This window comes from Duganella sp. AC237 (assembly GCF_979254035.1).
On the sequence record NZ_CEEDEW010000003.1, the window covers coordinates 2,352,871 to 2,370,431 of the forward strand.

General features: G+C 60.2%; 14 protein-coding genes and 1 pseudogene. 4 read left to right on the top strand and 11 right to left on the bottom strand.

All coding sequences use genetic code 11. The features are described 5' to 3' along the window. Window positions 1–72 precede the first annotated feature (72 nt). Both AC0IYS_RS10835 and AC0IYS_RS10840 read right to left on the bottom strand, forming a co-directional pair. Entirely contained in the window at window positions 73–1,434 is a 1,362-nt protein-coding gene (locus tag AC0IYS_RS10835; protein WP_471705141.1) for an alginate export family protein, read from the bottom strand. After that, entirely contained in the window at window positions 1,434–3,242 is a 1,809-nt protein-coding gene (locus AC0IYS_RS10840) for an amidohydrolase (RefSeq protein WP_471705142.1), read from the bottom strand. Before AC0IYS_RS10840 ends, AC0IYS_RS10835 begins: the two co-directional genes overlap by 1 nt. A 341-nt stretch (window positions 3,243–3,583) precedes the next feature. On the opposite strand from AC0IYS_RS10840, the gene AC0IYS_RS10845 reads away from it, so the two are divergent. Further along, window positions 3,584–4,483, top strand: a complete 900-nt coding sequence (locus AC0IYS_RS10845) for a LysR family transcriptional regulator (protein ID WP_471705143.1) — start codon at window positions 3,584–3,586, stop codon at window positions 4,481–4,483. A gap of 17 nt (window positions 4,484–4,500) precedes the next feature. Here the strand turns inward: AC0IYS_RS10845 and AC0IYS_RS10850 are convergent, their stop codons facing one another. The 3 genes from AC0IYS_RS10850 to AC0IYS_RS10860 form a co-directional block, all read right to left on the bottom strand. Further along, window positions 4,501–5,958: a hypothetical protein gene (locus AC0IYS_RS10850; RefSeq protein ID WP_471705144.1), complete on the bottom strand. Its 1,458-nt coding sequence runs from the start codon at window positions 5,956–5,958 to the stop codon at window positions 4,501–4,503. A 42-nt stretch (window positions 5,959–6,000) separates the two neighbouring features. Further along, window positions 6,001–7,026: an NAD(P)H-dependent oxidoreductase gene (locus tag AC0IYS_RS10855; RefSeq protein ID WP_471705145.1), complete on the bottom strand. Its 1,026-nt coding sequence runs from the start codon at window positions 7,024–7,026 to the stop codon at window positions 6,001–6,003. A gap of 154 nt (window positions 7,027–7,180) precedes the next feature. Further along, window positions 7,181–8,101, bottom strand: coding sequence for a LysR family transcriptional regulator (locus AC0IYS_RS10860; RefSeq protein WP_471705146.1), 921 nt, complete (start codon window positions 8,099–8,101; stop codon window positions 7,181–7,183). Between the two features lie 158 nt (window positions 8,102–8,259). On the opposite strand from AC0IYS_RS10860, the gene AC0IYS_RS10865 reads away from it, so the two are divergent. Together AC0IYS_RS10865 and AC0IYS_RS10870 are read left to right on the top strand one after the other, a co-directional pair. Next, window positions 8,260–9,147: a helix-turn-helix domain-containing protein gene (locus tag AC0IYS_RS10865; protein ID WP_471705147.1), complete on the top strand. Its 888-nt coding sequence runs from the start codon at window positions 8,260–8,262 to the stop codon at window positions 9,145–9,147. Window positions 9,148–9,231: 84 nt separating this feature from the next. Further along, window positions 9,232–9,732, top strand: a complete 501-nt coding sequence (locus tag AC0IYS_RS10870; protein ID WP_471705148.1) for a cupin domain-containing protein — start codon at window positions 9,232–9,234, stop codon at window positions 9,730–9,732. A gap of 101 nt (window positions 9,733–9,833) precedes the next feature. On the opposite strand, the gene AC0IYS_RS10875 is transcribed toward AC0IYS_RS10870, so the two are convergent. Further along, on the bottom strand, window positions 9,834–11,606 hold the full coding sequence (locus AC0IYS_RS10875; protein ID WP_471705149.1) for a DUF885 domain-containing protein: 1,773 nt from the start codon (window positions 11,604–11,606) through the stop codon (window positions 9,834–9,836). A gap of 287 nt (window positions 11,607–11,893) precedes the next feature. After that, window positions 11,894–13,096 carry an amino acid ABC transporter substrate-binding protein gene (locus AC0IYS_RS10880; protein ID WP_471705150.1) on the bottom strand — a complete coding sequence of 401 codons (1,203 nt, stop codon included), beginning with the start codon at window positions 13,094–13,096 and terminating at the stop codon, window positions 11,894–11,896. Between the two features lie 316 nt (window positions 13,097–13,412). Here AC0IYS_RS10880 and AC0IYS_RS10885 point away from each other — a divergent pair. Next, window positions 13,413–14,152, top strand: a pseudogene (locus AC0IYS_RS10885) (SDR family NAD(P)-dependent oxidoreductase). Between the two features lie 143 nt (window positions 14,153–14,295). Here the strand turns inward: AC0IYS_RS10885 and AC0IYS_RS10890 are convergent. The 4 genes from AC0IYS_RS10890 to AC0IYS_RS10905 all read right to left on the bottom strand — a co-directional run bounded on the left by AC0IYS_RS10890 (window position 14,296) and on the right by AC0IYS_RS10905 (window position 17,522). Further along, a complete protein-coding gene (locus AC0IYS_RS10890) occupies window positions 14,296–15,492 on the bottom strand; it encodes an SGNH/GDSL hydrolase family protein (protein ID WP_471705151.1) in 1,197 nt (398 codons plus the stop codon). Continuing rightward, window positions 15,489–16,076, bottom strand: a complete 588-nt coding sequence (locus AC0IYS_RS10895; RefSeq protein WP_471705152.1) for a TetR/AcrR family transcriptional regulator — start codon at window positions 16,074–16,076, stop codon at window positions 15,489–15,491. The genes AC0IYS_RS10890 and AC0IYS_RS10895 overlap by 4 nt, the downstream gene beginning before the upstream one ends. A gap of 114 nt (window positions 16,077–16,190) precedes the next feature. Next, entirely contained in the window at window positions 16,191–16,511 is a 321-nt protein-coding gene (locus AC0IYS_RS10900; protein WP_471705153.1) for an antibiotic biosynthesis monooxygenase family protein, read from the bottom strand. A gap of 21 nt (window positions 16,512–16,532) precedes the next feature. Next, window positions 16,533–17,522 (bottom strand): zinc-dependent alcohol dehydrogenase family protein, encoded by a 990-nt coding sequence (locus tag AC0IYS_RS10905; RefSeq protein ID WP_471705154.1) that lies wholly within the window; start codon window positions 17,520–17,522, stop codon window positions 16,533–16,535. Window positions 17,523–17,561 lie beyond the last annotated feature (39 nt).

Consider the following 17,561-nt stretch of genomic DNA (forward strand, 5'->3'; position numbering starts at 1 on the left):
GGTTGTCGAGGGTTTGGCTTTCTTGCCCCATCATCGCGGCGCAGGTTCGGTCGACGCCGGTGTGCATTGCTTTTAAAACCGGTATTGCACGCTGAGGCTGACAAAGCTCAGCGGATCGCTGGCGCCCGTCTCGCGCAGGAACGCGCCCGGTTTAGCGTAGGCAACCACCGCTGTCGACGACCAAGCCGGGGCCAACGTCCACGTGGCGCCCAACGATGCGATGGTTGCCACATAGCGGGCGCGGCTTTCGCCAGCGGCGCGGATCAGCATGCCGTTCGGCGTATACACGCCGTCGCGCGTGCTCTGCCGCCAGAAGAAGTCCAGGCTGGCGTTCAACTGTACCTGCGGCACCGGCCGCATGCTCAGCGCCGGGTGGATGTTGGAAAAGTTTCGCGGCCCGAGCGTCGCCTCGTCGCCGAAATAATTTCCGCGCGGGTAGATGGGATTGGCCGTGCCGAGGCGGTTGTCATGCGGGTCCTTGTCGCCGCTGGCGACGGCAAGCAACAGGGCTGCCCTTGGCTTTCCTGCGACGTCGTCGAAGGTGTAGCCGGTATCGGTGGCAAGCGACCAGGCGTGGATCCCGGCGTTACCGAAGCGTCCCCCCTGTAAGATAAACTCGCCGTTCCAGTCCCATCCCTTGCGGGCGCCGAAGACACGGGTGCCGGCCGACCAGCGGCGTTCGTGCGCCACGCCCTGAATGTAGCGCGCGGCCGTGTCTTCGGAATGCAGCAGATAGACGTCCCAGGACGTGACGCCGCCCAAGCGGGTGGCATACACGCCCCGCAATGCCTGGCTCTGGGAGCGGGCGTCGTCGAAGCTTCCCTGACGGTTCTGCCGTGGCGCCCCGGCAAAGGCGTCGACACGCCAGCGGTCGCCGCTCGCGTAGGCGCGGACCGCGTCGAAGCTGCGCCTTACGTTCGGGCCTTCGCGTGCGTCGATGACGCGGCCCGAGCCGAACTGCAGCTCCTGAACCCCGACCCGCATGCCGACGCCGCCTCCACTACCGGCCGAACGCCATTCGACGAACAGGTTGGTCGGATCGAGCCGGTCCTCATCCACCGGCGTTGGACCGCCGGCGCGGCCGTTGGTAGTGGAACTGGCCAACTGGGCGAAGCCGCGCCAGTGCGCGCCCAATCGCAGGTCGGCGAAAACCGAAGCGCGCTGCATCAGCACACCCCACTTGTCCTGCGGATCGGCGCCGTAACGCGGATTTTCGGCATGCTCGTATCGCCAGCGCAGATCGCCTCCAACACTTAGACGCACATCTTCGGCAATCGGCCTGTCCTTCCAGCATGCGATGTTATCTCCGGCGCATGCCTGGCGCTGCGCACTGAAATCGTCGTCGTAGCGCAACGGACGGAACTGCGCCAGCGCGGCAGTTGCCGTCAGCAGCAAAGGCAGGCAGAGCCATGCTTTTCCGGTGTTAATCGACATCACCACGATTGCGGATAGCCGCCAAAGTGTTTAATTGGCGACCACACCGGCAGGATTTCTGGCAATACCGGCGACAGCGACTGGTAGTCCTGTGCGCCATACACCACCCGGCCATCCATGACGGTCAGGACCGAGGCGATGGATTTGATCTGGTCCTCCGGCACCGAAAAGTAGTCGCGGTCGAGCACGGCGAAGTCGGCAAGCTGGCCGGGCGCGATCATGCCCAGTTCGGATTCGGCATTCATGAACCATGCGGCGCCGCGCGTGAACAATCCTAGTGCTTCGATGCGCGACAGACGGTTATTCTTTGCCAGCAGTGGCGTGCCGGAGATGGAGTTGCCCGATACCATCCAGCTGATCCCGACCCACGGATTGAACGACGCCGCCCGGAAGGCGTCGGTCGTCATGGCCAGGGGGATGCCGCTGTCGACCAGTTCGCGCAGGCGCGGGGTCAGCGATGCCTTGTCGCGGCTGTAGGTCTTGATGAAGGCCTCGCCGTGCAGCGCCATCTTGGTGTCCAGCGCGATGCCGCCGCCCAGCGCCTTTACCCGGGCGATGTTGGCCGAGCTGATGGTCTCGGCGTGTTCGATGCTCCAGCGCAAACCGTCAAGTGGCGTCTTCTGGTTCAGCTTTTCCAGCGCGTCGAGGAAAGGCGTGATGTTCTCGTCGTAGCTGATGTGTTCGCGGAACGGAATGCGCCGCTCGACCAGTTTGGCGATGTCGCGTTCGACCAGTTCGCGCATCTTGGCAGGTTCGATGACCACCGCCGGATGGTCGAAATTTTCGTGATCGTGCACCTCGGCGGACAGCAACTCGCCCGCGCCCTGGTAGACGTGGCCGTGCGCCAGCTGTGGATGCAGGTTTTGCCCCGGGCTGATCGGCGCGGTCTTGGTGATTGCAGCGATCTGCGCATCGACCATGTTGAAATCGGCGCCAGCGCCGAACTGAATATCGATGAAGGGCATGCGGATATTGAGCCGGTTGTCGCGCGCCAGCGCATTCACGGTAGGCAGCGCCTTGGGATAGCCGCGGCTGCCAGTGCCCGCATCGACGATCGAAGTGATCCCGAAACGGTTCAGGCTATGGACCGTCTGGACCAGCGAGCTGACACCCTCGTCGAACGAGAGTTGGGGAACCATGGCTTCGATGGAGATGAACAGGAACGTGTTGCCGTGGACGACGCCGGTGTACTGGCCTTGTGCATTCTTCTCCAGCACCGTCCCCGGCACAGTGGGAAACTTGTCAGTGCCCACGCCGAGGGCGTCCATCGCCTGCTGATTCATGTAGGCGTGATTGTAGGCGTACTGGACTAGCAGCGGGCGGTTGGGGACGGCCTTGCGCAGTTCATCGATGGTGGGGAAGCGCTTTTCTGCGAATTGATAGGGCGACCAGCCGCCCACTACCTTTACCCACTGGCCCTCCGGTGTGCGTTTCGCTTGCTCACCCAGCATGGCCAGGGCGCGGCGCAGCGTCGGCACGCCGTCCCAGCGCAGCGTGTAGTTGTAGCCACCCTCGTTGAGCACGTGAGTGTGGGCGTCGATGATACCTGGAATAAGACGCCGGCCGTGGGAATCGATGACCCGGGTGTTGGCGCTCTTCAAGCCCAGCACCTCGGCGTCGGTGCCGACGGAATAGATACGGCCGTTCCTGACCGCCAGGGCCGACGCCTCTGGTTGCGCCCGGTTCCCGGTGAAGATCTTGGCATTGTGCACAATCAGGTCCGCGCCGGACGCCTCTTGCCCGGTTTGCGCATGCGCATTGGTGAAGCCGATCACCGTCATCAATCCGATCATTAATATTAATTTCACTGCCATTCCCCATGTCGATTTATTTAATAGAGCCGTGCGCAGCCATGTCGTAGCGCGCAGCGTTCGTCTCGTTCTCGCAACTCATCGTAGCGCGCCGGCATGCAATCTGGTAGCCGACCAGGGCGGGAAACTGTGTCGCTTTGGCAGGAACGGGAGCCGGCGTTCCGCAATCGGCGACACAGAAACATACAATGCCGCACTAGCGTTTTCACGACCGTCGCTGCACTATTCCGGACGTTGACGACCCCAGGAGTAAAGTGTAGAGAAGAGAGACCGTGCCGATCCTGCGCGGGGACGGTCGCCGACGCTCAAATTCATACCAAGATAAAAGGAACGCTATAGTGGACATCGAAGAGTTGCGCACATTTGTGGAAGTGGCCGATGCCGGCGGCATCTCGGCTGCCGCGCTGCGGCTTGGCGTGGCCAAGTCGATCGTCAGCCGCAGGCTCAACCGGCTGGAGGAGGAATTGGGCGTGCAGCTGCTGTCCCGGAACACCCGTGGCGCGGCGTTGACGGAAGCTGGCGCCGCGTTCCGGCAGTCGGCCGACAAGATCTGCGCCGAGATCGATATGGCGAAGGAAACGATCGCGCCCGCCGGCGACCTGCGCGGCCGCCTGCGCATCGCCGCTCCACTGACGTTCGGCCCGACCCATTTCGCGCCGGTGCTTGCGGAAATGGCGCGACGCCATCCGCGTCTGCAAATTCACACGTGCTATAGCGACCATCTGGTCAATCTCATCGCAGAAGGTTTTGACTGCGCAATACGGGTGGGCTGGCTGCAGGACTCGAACCTGGTAGCAAAATGCGTTGGACCTGTTCATGGCGTCACCGTGGCCAGTCCGGAATACATCAAGGCACATGGGGCGCCAACGACACCCGAAGAACTGCTCGGCCACCAGGCACTGATGCAAGGCACGGAACCGTGGTCTTTCCTGGATGGCGACAAAACCATCACGGTGCGTCCGCTAGGCCGATTCAAGGCCGATAACGGGGCTGCGCTTGTGGCGGCGACGGTCGCCGGCCTTGGCATCGGCTATCTGCCCGCCATGCTGGTTCAGGAACACTTGCGCTCCGGCGCACTTGTCCAGGTAATGACGGCTTATCCGGTACCGCAGGCGGCAGCGTACGTTGTCCGGCCGCCCGGGCTGCATCCCTCGAAGAAGATCGGCATTCTGACCGAGTTACTTGTCGAGTATTTTGGCACGATGCCCGAGGTCGCGCCCGCATCGCCCGGTCTATGACCTTGATCGCGCCGCAGCTAAGGACGCGACGGCAGAACGTCCGCCTGTAGCCAGGCTTTCACCGCTGCCGTGTCGTTGATGTTTCCAGTAAACACGCGCGTCGGTTTTTGCGGCACATTGTCGTCGCGCTCACGACCGTCCCGCGTCATGACGGGCACATAGACAGTCCCATTGCCGCTGGGTAGCGGTGTGCCGAATGGCGTTCCGGTGCGGGAGTCGACCGACGTGTCCACGCCAATTTGTTCGACGCCTGGAAAGCGCTTGAGTTCATCGACAAACGCGATACAGGCGCTAGCGCAACTGTAGTCGGTCAACACATATACTTTCGCCTTGACCGGATTGGCGGGTGCCTGCGCAGGCTGAGGTATCTGGGAGGCTTTTTTCGGCGCCGTCAGAAGCGGTTTTCCTGCCTTCAGTGCCGCTGCGAACTCGGTGTTATGCGGATCGAACCGCTCCCCATCCGGCGGCGGAACGAGCGCATCTGTTTCAGCGGCGACGTCCTCGTTGAAATACGCCAGGATTTCCGGCGTGAGGCGGAAGACGGCGGAGATTCCCAGGCGAGCCCGAGCGTAATAATCGGTGTACTGCCCGCCATACAATGCGCGCAGGAAGCCCATAAACCATTCGTATGGACCGCCACCATTGCCGCGCACATCGAGCACGATGACGGACTTGCTGCGCAGGCCAGGCGCTTCGGCGAATAATTGCTTGAACGCCAAGCCTTCGTTCTGCGTGCCGGGCAGGAAAATACCCATCCGTACCCAGGCACCGTCGGCACCGAACGCGCTGATGGCGGTAAGGCGATCGGATGGCGGCGTAAGCGCGTTCACGGCAGCATTGATTTGGCTGGCCGGAATGGCACCCCACGCTAGCGCGATCTGCTTGCCGCCGATTGTGCAGCTTTTCGGCCGTGGCAAGAAGGGGTTGCCGGCATCGCGGAAAATCAGCGGTGCGGCCTCGGCGTTGGTCGACTCGAGGTCGAAAATCATTTGTTCGTAGGTCGCTATGCCACGGACCCAAGACGCCATCGGCCGGCCATCGCATTCGCTGATCTCCTGACCGTCCGCGATAGCGCCCTTGCTCGCGGCGGTGTAATAACGCAGGTTGCGATAGACAGCAGAGAAACCCGGCCATTGGTAGGCGTTGGGCGACAAGGAGTATGCAACCGACAGGTGCATATCCTGAAAACTGCCGACAAAATGATTCAATGCGTGGCGATAACCTTGGTAGTTGTCCACGTGTGGCAACTCCTGTTCCAGGATACGTCGCGCCTGCGTGAGCCGCGCCGAGTAGGCGTTCGCGTCGGGATAGACGGCGCCAATCGACTGGCGCAGCATCCAATCGCCGACAAAATTGGCATCGGCCCGCGTCATCATCTGCCAGGCATTGGACTGCGGTGCAGCGGCTGCAAGCGCCGGGACTATGCTCAGCAAGGCCAGCGCCAGAGTCTTTTTGGTGAATGTAGCGAAAATCATTGAATGCTCCGGTTTGCCTTGGTCTGGATTAAGCTGCGCCGATCAGGCGTCACCTTGGTCGAGGAAAACATGGAGAGACTGAATCAAGTTGTTCCGGATGCTGGCGACGTCAGTACCGGTGATCAGTACCGCACCGGTTGCGGCAACCGCGCTCCACTGCAATCGTCCAGCCCCGTGATGGCCGACCGCTGGCCGGATGGCGCGGAATGTCACTCCCGCGGGCAAATGATCGAGCAGTTCGGTCACCGCCTGCGAGATAGCCCCGTGGCCTTGCACCGATCGATCACGCTCGTACAGTTGCGCATCCGGATGGTAAAGCGACCGGAGTGCCTCGATACGGCGGGCGGGATCATGCTCATTGAAGACGCTCGCCAGGTTGGCCTGCATGATCGCATCGTAATCGGTCTGGCTGTCGTTCGACATTGGTTCCACCTCGTCGGGAGGGCGCGATCCATGTGCGATGCGGTCAATGACACCGGCAATCTCTACCCTCGCTGCGGCCAGCGCCAGTTCGCGAAAATCCGGACCGAAGCCGATTTTCTCCGCACGAATAAACGTGACGTCGGAAATACCGATAAAACCTAAAAGTTGTTTGAGGTAGGGCTCCTGGAAGTCAATCTTTTTCGATGGTCCCTCCGAATAGACCCCGCCGCGCGATTCAACCACAATTGCGCGCTTGTTGATCAACAGCCCCTTTGGGCCGCCAGCGCCGTAGGAAAATGTGACGCGCGGGCGCAGAACGTGATCGAACCAGGTACGCAACGACGATGGAATACTAAAGTTGTACATCGGCGCACCGATGACGATCGTATCCGCAGCTGCTAGCTCGGCAATCAAGGTATCGGACAACGTTTGCGTTGCCCGTTCCGCTTCCGTGCCAGCAACGGCTCTGACGCCTGCGACAGTTGTGGCGGTGAGATGCGGAATAATATCCAGGTCGACATCCCGGTAGGTAAATTGCGTGCCAGGCCTGGCTGCGGCGATGCGTTGGACGACCTCGTCCACGAGATCCCGGGATACCGACGAGCTACCAGAGGCGCTGCTGTTTATGACCAGGACGTGATCCAAAATAGGCTTCCTAAAGATTTTTATTGGGGAAAATATAGCATCGTCGCGTCGGCACTGGTAGCCGTAGCTTCCGACGATCTATGTCGCGACATGCGGAACACTTTTTGCGGAGCAGGGATATTCATCGCTGCACGACACGGCTTGAAATTGCCGGTCAGGGTCCGCCATTGGGTGAAATCTTGTCGAAATACTCGATGAGCAGATCGGTCAGCACCTGTATTTTCCTGGCCGTGTTCCGGCCTGGCGGCCGAACCACGTAAGCGCCAGCCGGCGGTATGGGATATCGGGGCATCACCTGAACCAGGGCGCCGGACTTTAAATGTTCGTAGACAAGGCCGCTGGGAAGATAGCCGATGCCTAGCCCCGCCAGGGCGGCCGCGACGAGCGCCGTGCCGTTATCGGCCTTGAAACGGCCTTGTGGGCGAATAACGATGACGTTCCTGCCATCCTGGAAGTGCCACGCTTCCGTTCCTTGCATCAGGACCTGATGATTGAGAAGTTCGGCGGGACTCTCCGGTTCCCCGTGTGCTGCGATGTATTCCGGACTCGCTACAACCGTTCCGTATATCGGTCCGATGCGCCGTGTCACCAGGTTGGAGTCCTGAAGAAAGCCAAGCCGGATCGCACAATCATAACCGTCCGCGAGTAGATCGATCACATGATCGCTGTAGCAAGTGTGAATTTGCAGTCGCGGATATCGCCGTGCCATTTCCGCCAGAATGGGCGCGAAATGGGTGGGTCCGAAAGATAGCGGCGCCGCGATGCGCAAGCGCCCCCGAAGGTCGCCGGCGGGCGAAATTGTCTCCTTCGCCAGATCGATCTCGCTACAGGCTCTATCGGCGAAGTCCCGAAACGTCGTGCCGGCTTCCGTGAGCGCCGCGCCGCGGGTTGTGCGCGAGAGCAGCTGGACGCCGAGATCCGCTTCCAGGCGGCCGAGCCGACGACTGACAATGGACTTGGAAACGCCGAGCCGAAGCGCGGCGGGCGAAATGCCTCCAGCATCGGCCACTTCAACGAACGTCTTCAACTCTTCTAGATCCACTTCGACGGCCCCCTTTTGATCGTCATGTAACACGGTGCGGCTTGCAAGAGCGAGACGATATCAACCGCGTGACATGTCATCAATGTCTAATCCTGCGCTTAACAGTCGGATCGTGCTATGTTAGGGGCAGCTGCCGGCGCAGCTTGTTGAGTCAGCGTAGAATCCTCTGAAGTCTCCTCATTACGTCATGTATGAACAGTGTTTGTAATTCCTCCATAGTGCCGACCTTACCTGAAAATGTGCTCAGCCTGAACATGTCGCAGCGGGCATGGAACGGCGTACACCTCAGTGTCGCCGCCTATTCTTGCAACGGCGAAGTGCTCCACAAACTCCCGCAAGAGGATCGTGCGCGGTTGAGTGTGGTTTTGGAGGAAGTTGGCGGCGCTTGCGAGCCTCGGCTCCACGCCAATAGCCCATGTCCGATCGAGCATGCGCCGCGACACATACTCTACGCGCCAGCCGGTATGGAAGTTTGGGGCTATACCAAGGATGCGCGGCATATTGTTGATGCAACGTTGGCTTTCGACTTCGCGATGTTTAGCGAACGTTTGGCAATGCCGATCGACCCCAACCTGAGCGGTAATCCGCAGTTGCGGTTCGTTAATGCTCGCATTGCAGCCTTGGTCGAACTGCTGGCGCAAGCGATCGGAAATCCGGACCCCTCCATGCAACTGTACGGCGATGGGATCACGGTTGCCATAGCTTCGCAACTTTTTGTGACGCAGAACACGCCTGTAGCCTATACGGGAATGCTGGCGCCATGGCAGTTACGGCGCGTTGTCGATTACATGGAAAACCACCTCCCGCAGCGCGTTGAGTTGGCAACTCTGGCCGGCTTGATTAACTTATCTCAAGCGCATTTTAGCCGCGCGTTTAAAGCGTCGACTGGATTGGCTCCGTATCAATGGCAGCTTGACGCTCGAATTCGACGCGCGCAAATATCGCTGGTGCACTCCGAGGCGTCCATCAGCGAAGTGGCGCTCGCCACGGGTTTTTCGGACACCGTGCATTTTGCGCGCACATTCCGTAAGCTCGTTGGAATCACCCCCGGTGTCTGGCGGCGCGAGCGCAAGCGATAGGCCGGTCCGGGCGCGATCGCGTGTAGGGTTTTGCGATGGGTGTTATTCTTCTCAAACGATTACGTGTCGACCTATCGAGCATCCATGATTTCTGCGAACAATACAAAAGATTTGATTTCCCTGCTGTCGCTCCAGCCCCATCCGGAAGGAGGCCACTTCAAGGAGACCTATCGCGGCCAAACGCGCGTGACCAGCGGGAAGGACTGCGCTAGCTATTCTGCCTCCACCGCAATCTATTACATGCTCCAAGGCAGGGAGAAGTCAACCTGGCACCGCATCGCATCGGACGAAATGTGGCATTTTTACGAGGGTATGCCTATTCGGATCTATATTCTGGAACCAGATGGAAGTCTCAAGGTTCTCAGGCTGGGGAATCCTCTGCGGCATGACGGCGCAAGTTTTCAGGCACTGGTGCCTGCGGGGCAGTGGTTTGCCGCTGAATGCGAGGACCATGAAGGCTTTGGCCTGGTGGGATGCACGGTGGCGCCGGGCTTTGAATTCCAGGATTTCGAGATTGCCGATAAAAGTTTTCTTGAACAGCATTGGCCTGAACACGTTGAGTTGATCGCACGCCTGGTACAGTGATCAGATTGCCAATTGTTGCCGCGCGAAGACGGCGTCGGTGTATCCCTCGCCTGAACCGTCTTCGGCGGCGCGCAGCGCGCGCGCCGCACAGCAGCTGATTTTTACGGTGCCGACCGCACAAATTCCTCCATCACAGCCTTGCGCAACAGGGCCGGGGGCACCAGCCCTTGGGCAAGCACGAAGTCGTTGAACTTCTGACGATTGAAACGGTCGCCCATCGCCACTTCGGTCGCCTGGCGTGTCTCCATCAGGCGCTGGTAGCCGTAGAAGTAGGATGTGGCCTGGCCCGGCAAGCGGAACGTGTACCGTTGCACCTCCTGGGTCGCCATGCCCTCGGACAGGCCGACCTCCCGCATCAGGAAGTTCTTGACACCATCGGGCGTGATCTCCCCCAGGTTGACCATCGGGTCGAGGAAGGCGCGAGCCGCTCGCATGCCCCGCGCCTGCAGCGCGAACAACTGGCCGTCGAGCGGCTCGTAGGGCTGCATCTCCGCCTCGGCGTACAGCGCCCAGCCTTCGACGTTGACGCTGTTGAAGGCAAACACCGCGCGCGCCGTCGATACCCCGTTCTCCATCATCTTCGCGAACTGCATCTCGTGTCCCGGACGCGCTTCGTGCGCCGTAATCGACCAGGTTCCGGCTTGATGGGTGAAGTCGTCGAACACGAGTCGCTTGCCGGTGGCGTCGGGCGGCATGCCGGTGGTCAGCACGAATTCGCCGTACTCCCCAGTGTTGCCAATCAGGCGGGGAGGGCTCATGTGCGGCGCCGGCTGCGCCGCGTTCTCGGCCATGGTCGCTAGCCGGATCACGGCGCGCCGTTCTGGCAGGGTGACGACCTCATGCTCACGTGCCGACTTTTCCAGCGCGGCCAGGCGCTCGGCATACAGCGGCATCACCTTTTCGGTCGGGATCTGCTGCTTTTTCAGTTCGAGCATGACGGCGCGGTAGTCGGCATCTTTGAAGCCACGCTCTTTCGCCAGCAGGTTGGCCGTGATCTGCATCTGGTTGCGGATTTCCGCGAACGAGGTGAGCGACTTCGAGATCAGTTCCTGCGGGCTGATGTCGACGCCGTAATTCTTCAGGTTGTCGGCATAGACTTCCGGCGGCAGGCGATGGTCAACCCGGGCGCGCGGCAGGATCTCCGCTTGCACCCGCGCGTTGTAGGCCGTCAGCTGTTTTTCCAGCGCATCGAAGCGCGGTTCCCAGCCCGATAAGGCGCTTTTTGCCAGCAGCTCGCGCATGCCTTTGAGCAGGGTCGGGGCGTCATTGATCGCCTGTTCGACCTCGCCCTTGTAGGGCCCCAGCAGTTTTGGGTCCGCTTTCAGGCGTTCCCGCAAGCGCTCCTGCGCCAGTTCCGTCACCGGCCGGTAGCCCTTGGCCAGGCCCGCGTACTTGTCCAGGCGCGCCAGCAGCGTCTGCTGGCGGGCTGGCGGAACGCGCGGGTCGAGCATCGCGCGCACGACGCCGAAGACCATCCCGGTCAGGTCTTGGTAGGGCATGAAATACTTGCGTTGCAGGGCATCCGTCTTGAGTTGGTCCTGGGCCTTGTCGATCAGGATCTGCAGGTCTTGCCGGACCCTGCTGTCGCCCTCGCTGCCCAGGCGTTGTTGCAGCTCGGTGATGGCTGCGCGCAGGTCGCGGTTCGAGGCGTCGAACTGGTCGCGCGAAAGGTCGACGATCTGCTCGTCGTAACCGTCGACGCCGAGACTGCTGGCGCTCTCGGGCGAGTATTTTGCGAGGACGTTCAGCAAGACCTGGGAATTGGTATTGCTTTTCGTGACCCATGCCGGCTCGGCGGCCAAGGCGGGCAAGGACAGCACTGCGGTGAGCAGACCGAGCATGGCGGTTCTGGCGAAGGGTGGGGTGGGCGGCATTCGATTCCTAAATAAGAAAAACAGTGTGTGGTTCGACGTCGGTGAGATTTTCGTCAAACGAAGTACGTCGGTATTGGAGGCGGCAGACGTGTTTAATAGCGCGTATAAAGGAATGCAGTGTTTCTGATGATGTTTTCCATGAGTGGTTTGTCGAAGGCGCTACTGTAGAATAAATTTTCGCTGCCTGCCTGCGGCGTGCGACAGACGGTCGCAATAGCGGAACAGACAGCGAAAACAGGCGCTCTGTTAATTTTGCCCGGGCGTTGTGCCGCGGCGTCGGATATGGCTTATCGTCGCGCGTCGTCGTACGGATAAATCAGCTCGCCTGAACGGTACTCGTTTGGGGACAGTACGATCTGGCGCAGGCCGTCACGAAATTGCGCAACTTCGTTGCCTTCGATGCCTTGAAATTGCACTTGCAGTACGCGCGGTTGTGCCCATTCACCGTTCCTGCCGAAACGCATCGATCCCATCACGGTATCGAAGTTCGCATTACGGGTATGCTCAGCCAGCGCGACATCCTCGACGCTGCCAGTCGCTTTTATTGCCTGCGCCAGCACTTGCATCTGCGCGTAGGCAAGCGGGGCCATGTAGTGGCCGAGCAGATCGACATCTTGTACCGCTGCCCGAGCCTGGTAGGTTTGCAAAAACTCGCTCACGCCCGGAAACATTAAAGCTTGCACCGGTTGCCAATACTCGTAATTGACGAAGCCATTGAGCAGCGGTCCAAGCGTGGTTTTGACAGCGGTATTTTGCGGCCCGATCATCGCGCCGCCAACCATGCTGGGACGAAAAGCATGAGCATGGATCGTACTTACCAGCTCAATGGAATCGTTTAGATAGGAACAGAGAAACAGCAGGTCGCATCCGCTTGACGCTACCGCATCGATGATGGGCTTGAAGTCCTTGGTGTCCAATGCATACCTGGCTTCGTGAACGATCTCAAGCCCGTACTTGTCGGCATTCGCCTTGGCGCCGGAGACCGGATGATGAGCGAATTCGGCATCTGCGGCAACGATCGCCACGGTTAAAGGCCGCGGCGCCTGTTGCGTGGCCAGTTCGAAGAAACCTTCCGTGAGCGCAGCGTTGGGATCCTCGCCGGTGGGGGCCATGGCGAAGTAATTCGGATACGCGAAGCCATCGTTGGCGCCCAGGCCCATCAAACCGATGAAGAACCGCTGTCTCTGGATAATGAGCGGCATCGCTGCACGCAAGGTGTTGGTGCCGTAGCCGCCGATCAGTAGATCCACCTTGTCCAAGTCGATCAGCCGTTCGTAAAGCGCGGCCGCATTGGACGCTTGCCCCTCATCATCGTAGCAAATCAGCTCAACCTGGCGTCCCAGCAAGCCACCTTGTCGATTGATGTCCTCCAGCCAAATGTCGTGCGCCAATGCCGCCGATCTGCTGTTGCCTGCGATTGGGCCTGTCAAGGAAAGGCAGTAGCCGATGCGCAGCGGCTTCGCGTCACTATGCCGGGAATTTTTTTGCATACGATCTCCTGATGGCACCGAAGCGCGGCTTGACCTTCCATGCCACGGTGCGTGCTTCAAAAACGAGACGATATCAATCTCGTCAAACGTCATCAATGTCTATTCCTGCGATTAACAGTCAGATCGTGCTATGTCTGGCGACGGGCGAGCTGTGTGGCCTTGGCGCGCCCTGTATCGGTGTTCCATATTCTGCGTGTCTCTTGTGCTCCGGATGCCACTAGCTGCACGCTAATTCGAATGTTACGATTTTGCCGCGCGTCCTACCTCTCGATGGTAGGACACGCGCCCTTGTAATCTTATTTTCAAAGGAAACGTCATGATAAATTTGGATGGGAAGCGGGCGTTGGTGACCGGCGGCTCGCGTGGGATCGGCGCCGCGATTGCGTTGGCGTTGGCTGAAAATGGAGCTGATGTGGTGTTCACCTATCATTCTTCGTCCGACAGGGCGGAGGCGGTGATCAAATCCATACAGGGTACGGGGCGCCGGGCGGTGGCGATTCAGGCTGACAGTGGTGATCCCGAGGCTATTGCGCGAGCGGTAAGCGACGCCGTCGCCGCGCTCGGTGGGCTCGATATTTTGGTGAACAATTCTGGCAAAGGCCTCTACGGACCGGTCGCCGATATTAACGTCGACGAATATCAGTCGATGATGGATACCAATGTCCGTGCACCCCTATTATTCGCAAAAGCCGTTATTCCGCATTTGAAGGCGGGGGGCGCATCATCACCATCGGCTCGGGCCTTGGAGAGCGGGTCCCGTTTCCAGGTATAACGGCGTACGCCATGTCCAAGGCCGCGCTGACGTCCTTCACCCGGGGGCTCTCGCGCGAACTGGGCCCAAGCGGTATTACCGTGAATCTTGTCCAGCCTGGGTCCGTGAATACGGAGTCGAATCCGGCGCACGGCGAGGCGGCCGACTTCCAGCGCAGCTTGACCTCGCTGGGACGGTACGCCGAACCCCGTGAAATCGCCAATACGGTGGTCTTCCTCGCAAGTTCCGCGGCAAGCATCGTCACCGGCGCCACCTTGACGGCAGACGGGGGCGCGATCGCGTAAAGCGCGCGCTTGTGGGGCTGCCCGCTGGACAGCCATGTGCCGGGATCTGCTGATTCCTGGGATGGCGACATCCGCGGGCATTTTCGGATCGCTGGCTGATTTGCTCAATCGCCGCCGGTTTGTTCCCGGCGCGGACACGGTCTTTATCTCGTCGCTCTGGCGCTTAAAACCGCGCTCAAAGGTTGCCGTGCGAAGACGGCGTCGGCGAAGCGTTCCCCTATCAGACGGTGCGTGGGCGTGTCCGGGTGCAGTGCGTCAGGTAGCGGATGCTGCTGGTTGTCCATTTCACCGTAGAGCTGAGTGCCGTCCAAGTAATGAATATTGACGTCCATTTTTGCCCGCTGCCGGACGATCGCCTGTAGCTGCTCGCGAATGACGGCCAGGGTCAACTTGCCTTGGGCGATATCGCCTTCGGCACCGGAGGCCCTGAACAACATTCGTCCCTCGGCTAAAGCCGCCGTGTCGAACACGGTGGGGCCCGGCCGATGCTCGTGTATGGGACAGAACGTGGGTGACACGACAACCAGGGGTGTGCTGGGGTGGCCGTCTCGCACCGTGTCGAGAAATCCGTGGACAGAGGAAATAAAGGCGCGCAAACGCATCATATCCGTATTGACCAGATTAATGCCGATCTTGATGCTTATGAGGTCGGCCGGCAGATCGCGAATGGTCCGGGCGGTGAAAGGATCGAGCAGGCCGTTTCCGCCGAACCCGAGGTTCACCAGATCGACCGCTGCCTTGGTCGAGGCCACTGCCGGCCAGGTTCCCGAAGGATGCGTCGCATTGGAACCCTGGCTGATCGAACTGCCGTGGTGAACCCACCGGCGTCTGGCGTGAGCGGTGACCGGTGTGACATCGGCGTCGGAGCGCAAGGCTACCAGCTCGGTCTTCTCATCGTGCGGCAGCCATATCTCGATTGTTTTCCGGCCATCGGCGAGACCATCAAATCTTAACGTCTGGACCGTACCCGGCGTGAGGGCGACCGAACCGGCCGCCATGTCGATGTGCAGCGCGTTTCCTCCCGTGGCGCTTAGTTGATGTGTCAATCGGCCGTCGGTAAACAAGTCGTACACCCCGTCTTTTCTCGGTGGCATGTTTCGGTACACCCGCTTGGTAGGCAGGGTCAGCAATTCCAACGTTGTGGACGCGGTCCGAAATGCCAGGCGAACTCCCGCTGGTTGCGACTCGGCCATCGTCAATTGCGCGTCGCTATGCTGGGCGCGTGCCCATGCAGGAAGTCGATGTGGCAGATGGCCTGACTCGGTACGTTCGATCTCGACCGCGCCGTGGATGAATTCCGGCGATAGTGGCGTGTTAAAGGTGAGGGGCGCTGGGATCACGAATGTCTTTCAAGTGGATGGCGTTTCCAACCGTTGAGTACGGCGTCGAGGGCTTCGATGGTTCGGTCCCACGAGGTGTCGATCGCTGGCTGGCTATGATCGAAACTGCCGGCAAGTTCCAGCATTGGAAAGCCGAGAAAAACGCTACCGAGCAGGCGAATGGCGTGCGTGCATTCGACCTCGTCCAGGGCATAGCCGCGCAATACAGCACGCATGAGACGGGAGATCCTGAGCCCGCCGTTATCGTCAGCTAACGGTCCCTGCAGTCGGTGGCGGGCTGCCTCGAACAGGCCCGGATGTTCCCGCGCGAACGCGCGATGAACGTTGGCGATCGCGGTCAGGGCAGCTTTGCCCGATCGGCCGGCGACCGCTTGCTCAGCCCGACTGGCAAGTTTACCCAGGGACAGCAACGCAACACGCGCTCTCAGATCCTCGGAATTTTTGACGTGCGAGTAAAGGCTCGCCACTTTCATGTCGAAGCGACGAGCCAGTTCGGTGAGCGTTATGGATGAAAAGCCGATTTCATCCGCTAATTCCCCTGCGGTTTTCGTCAGCAGCTCCGGCGTCAGGCCAATACGAGGCATTTCATCTGTCTCCTAATCATATTAGGATTATGCCTAAGGCAATTAGGTTTTGTAAAGCGCGGTGTAATCTGTGACGGATTGGCTGGGGCGCAGAGGGCGCCCCAGCCAATTGCCTTATCCGGCGGAAATGTCCATCCGTCCACCTGGGAAAGCCGCGTGCACGTGATACACGATCGGTTCCGCCGCAAGATACGCCTGCAGCCTCGCCATGAAGACTTGGTGGTCTTCACTTGGTTCGAACCCTTCCGTATGGTCCTCGAGGGTCCGCCATCGCACGATCAGCGTGAAATGCGATGGCGCCTCGACCCCTTGCGTGAGCACGTGGCCTTGGTAGCCCTTGGCGCGCGCCAGCAGATGGGTTACATCGCGAAACGCGCTGGTAAAGGCGTCGATATCGTCGCCTCTGACCGGCAACGAAGCAATTTCGTAGATCATGACTTCCTCCGTTGACAGTGTTTAGGACTTTGCCTGGCCAGCATTCGCTTCCGGAACGACCGCGATGGCGACTTTCCCGCGCAGTCCGTTATCACGGCTTTCCAGTCGCGCATGGGCAAGCGGAATCTCTGCCAGCGAGTACGTCGCGCCTATATGCGGACGCAATTGACCGCGTTCCACCAACGCCTTCAGTTCATCGAGCTTGCCGCGGTTCTGCCGCGTGAACACGAAGTGATAGCTCGCGTTCTTGCCCCAGGCCTGGATCAGGTTTTGCGGCTTGGCCAGATCGACGATCGAGACGACCCGGCCGAGCTGGGCGAGCGCGTCCGGCGAGCGGGTGAGGGTGTCCCCGCCGATCGTGTCGAAGATGACGTTGACGCCCTGGCCCGCCGATTCGCGCATGATGACTTCGACGTAGTCTTCCTTTTCGTAGTCGATCACGACGTCGGCGCCCAGGCTGCGGACAAATTCAAACTGATCCGCACGTGCAGTCGTGTACACCTTCGCGCCGATCGCCTTCGCCACTTGAATCGCCACGTGACCCACACCGCCGGCGCCGCCGTGCACCAGAACGCTTTCCCCGACGCGAAGTTGCGCGCGGCCGACCAGCGCTTCCCACGCGGTTCCGCCAACCAAGGTCAGGCTGGCCGCTTCCACATGGCTAAGCGAGGCAGGCTTCTTGCCGATGATGTTTTCGGCGGCGACGTGGTACTCCGCATAGCTTCCCGGACCATCGAAGATCTGCGGGGTGTACCACACCTCGTCACCCGGAACGAAGGACGCGACGCCCGGTCCGACTTCTTCCACCACGCCGGAGACATCGTGGCCGGTGATGGCGGGCAGGGGCACATAGTCCTTGTAATCCCCGCGACGGACTTGGTAGTCCAGTGGGTTGATCGAAGTAGCGTGCACGCGCACGAGCACCTGGCCGGCGCCGGGTGCCGGCTTCGGTACGTCGACCAGTTCGAATGCATCGGTACCGCCAAAAGTGGTGAGTGTCATTGCTTTCATTTTTTTCCTCGTTTCGTTAAAAAGAGATATCGAAAATTA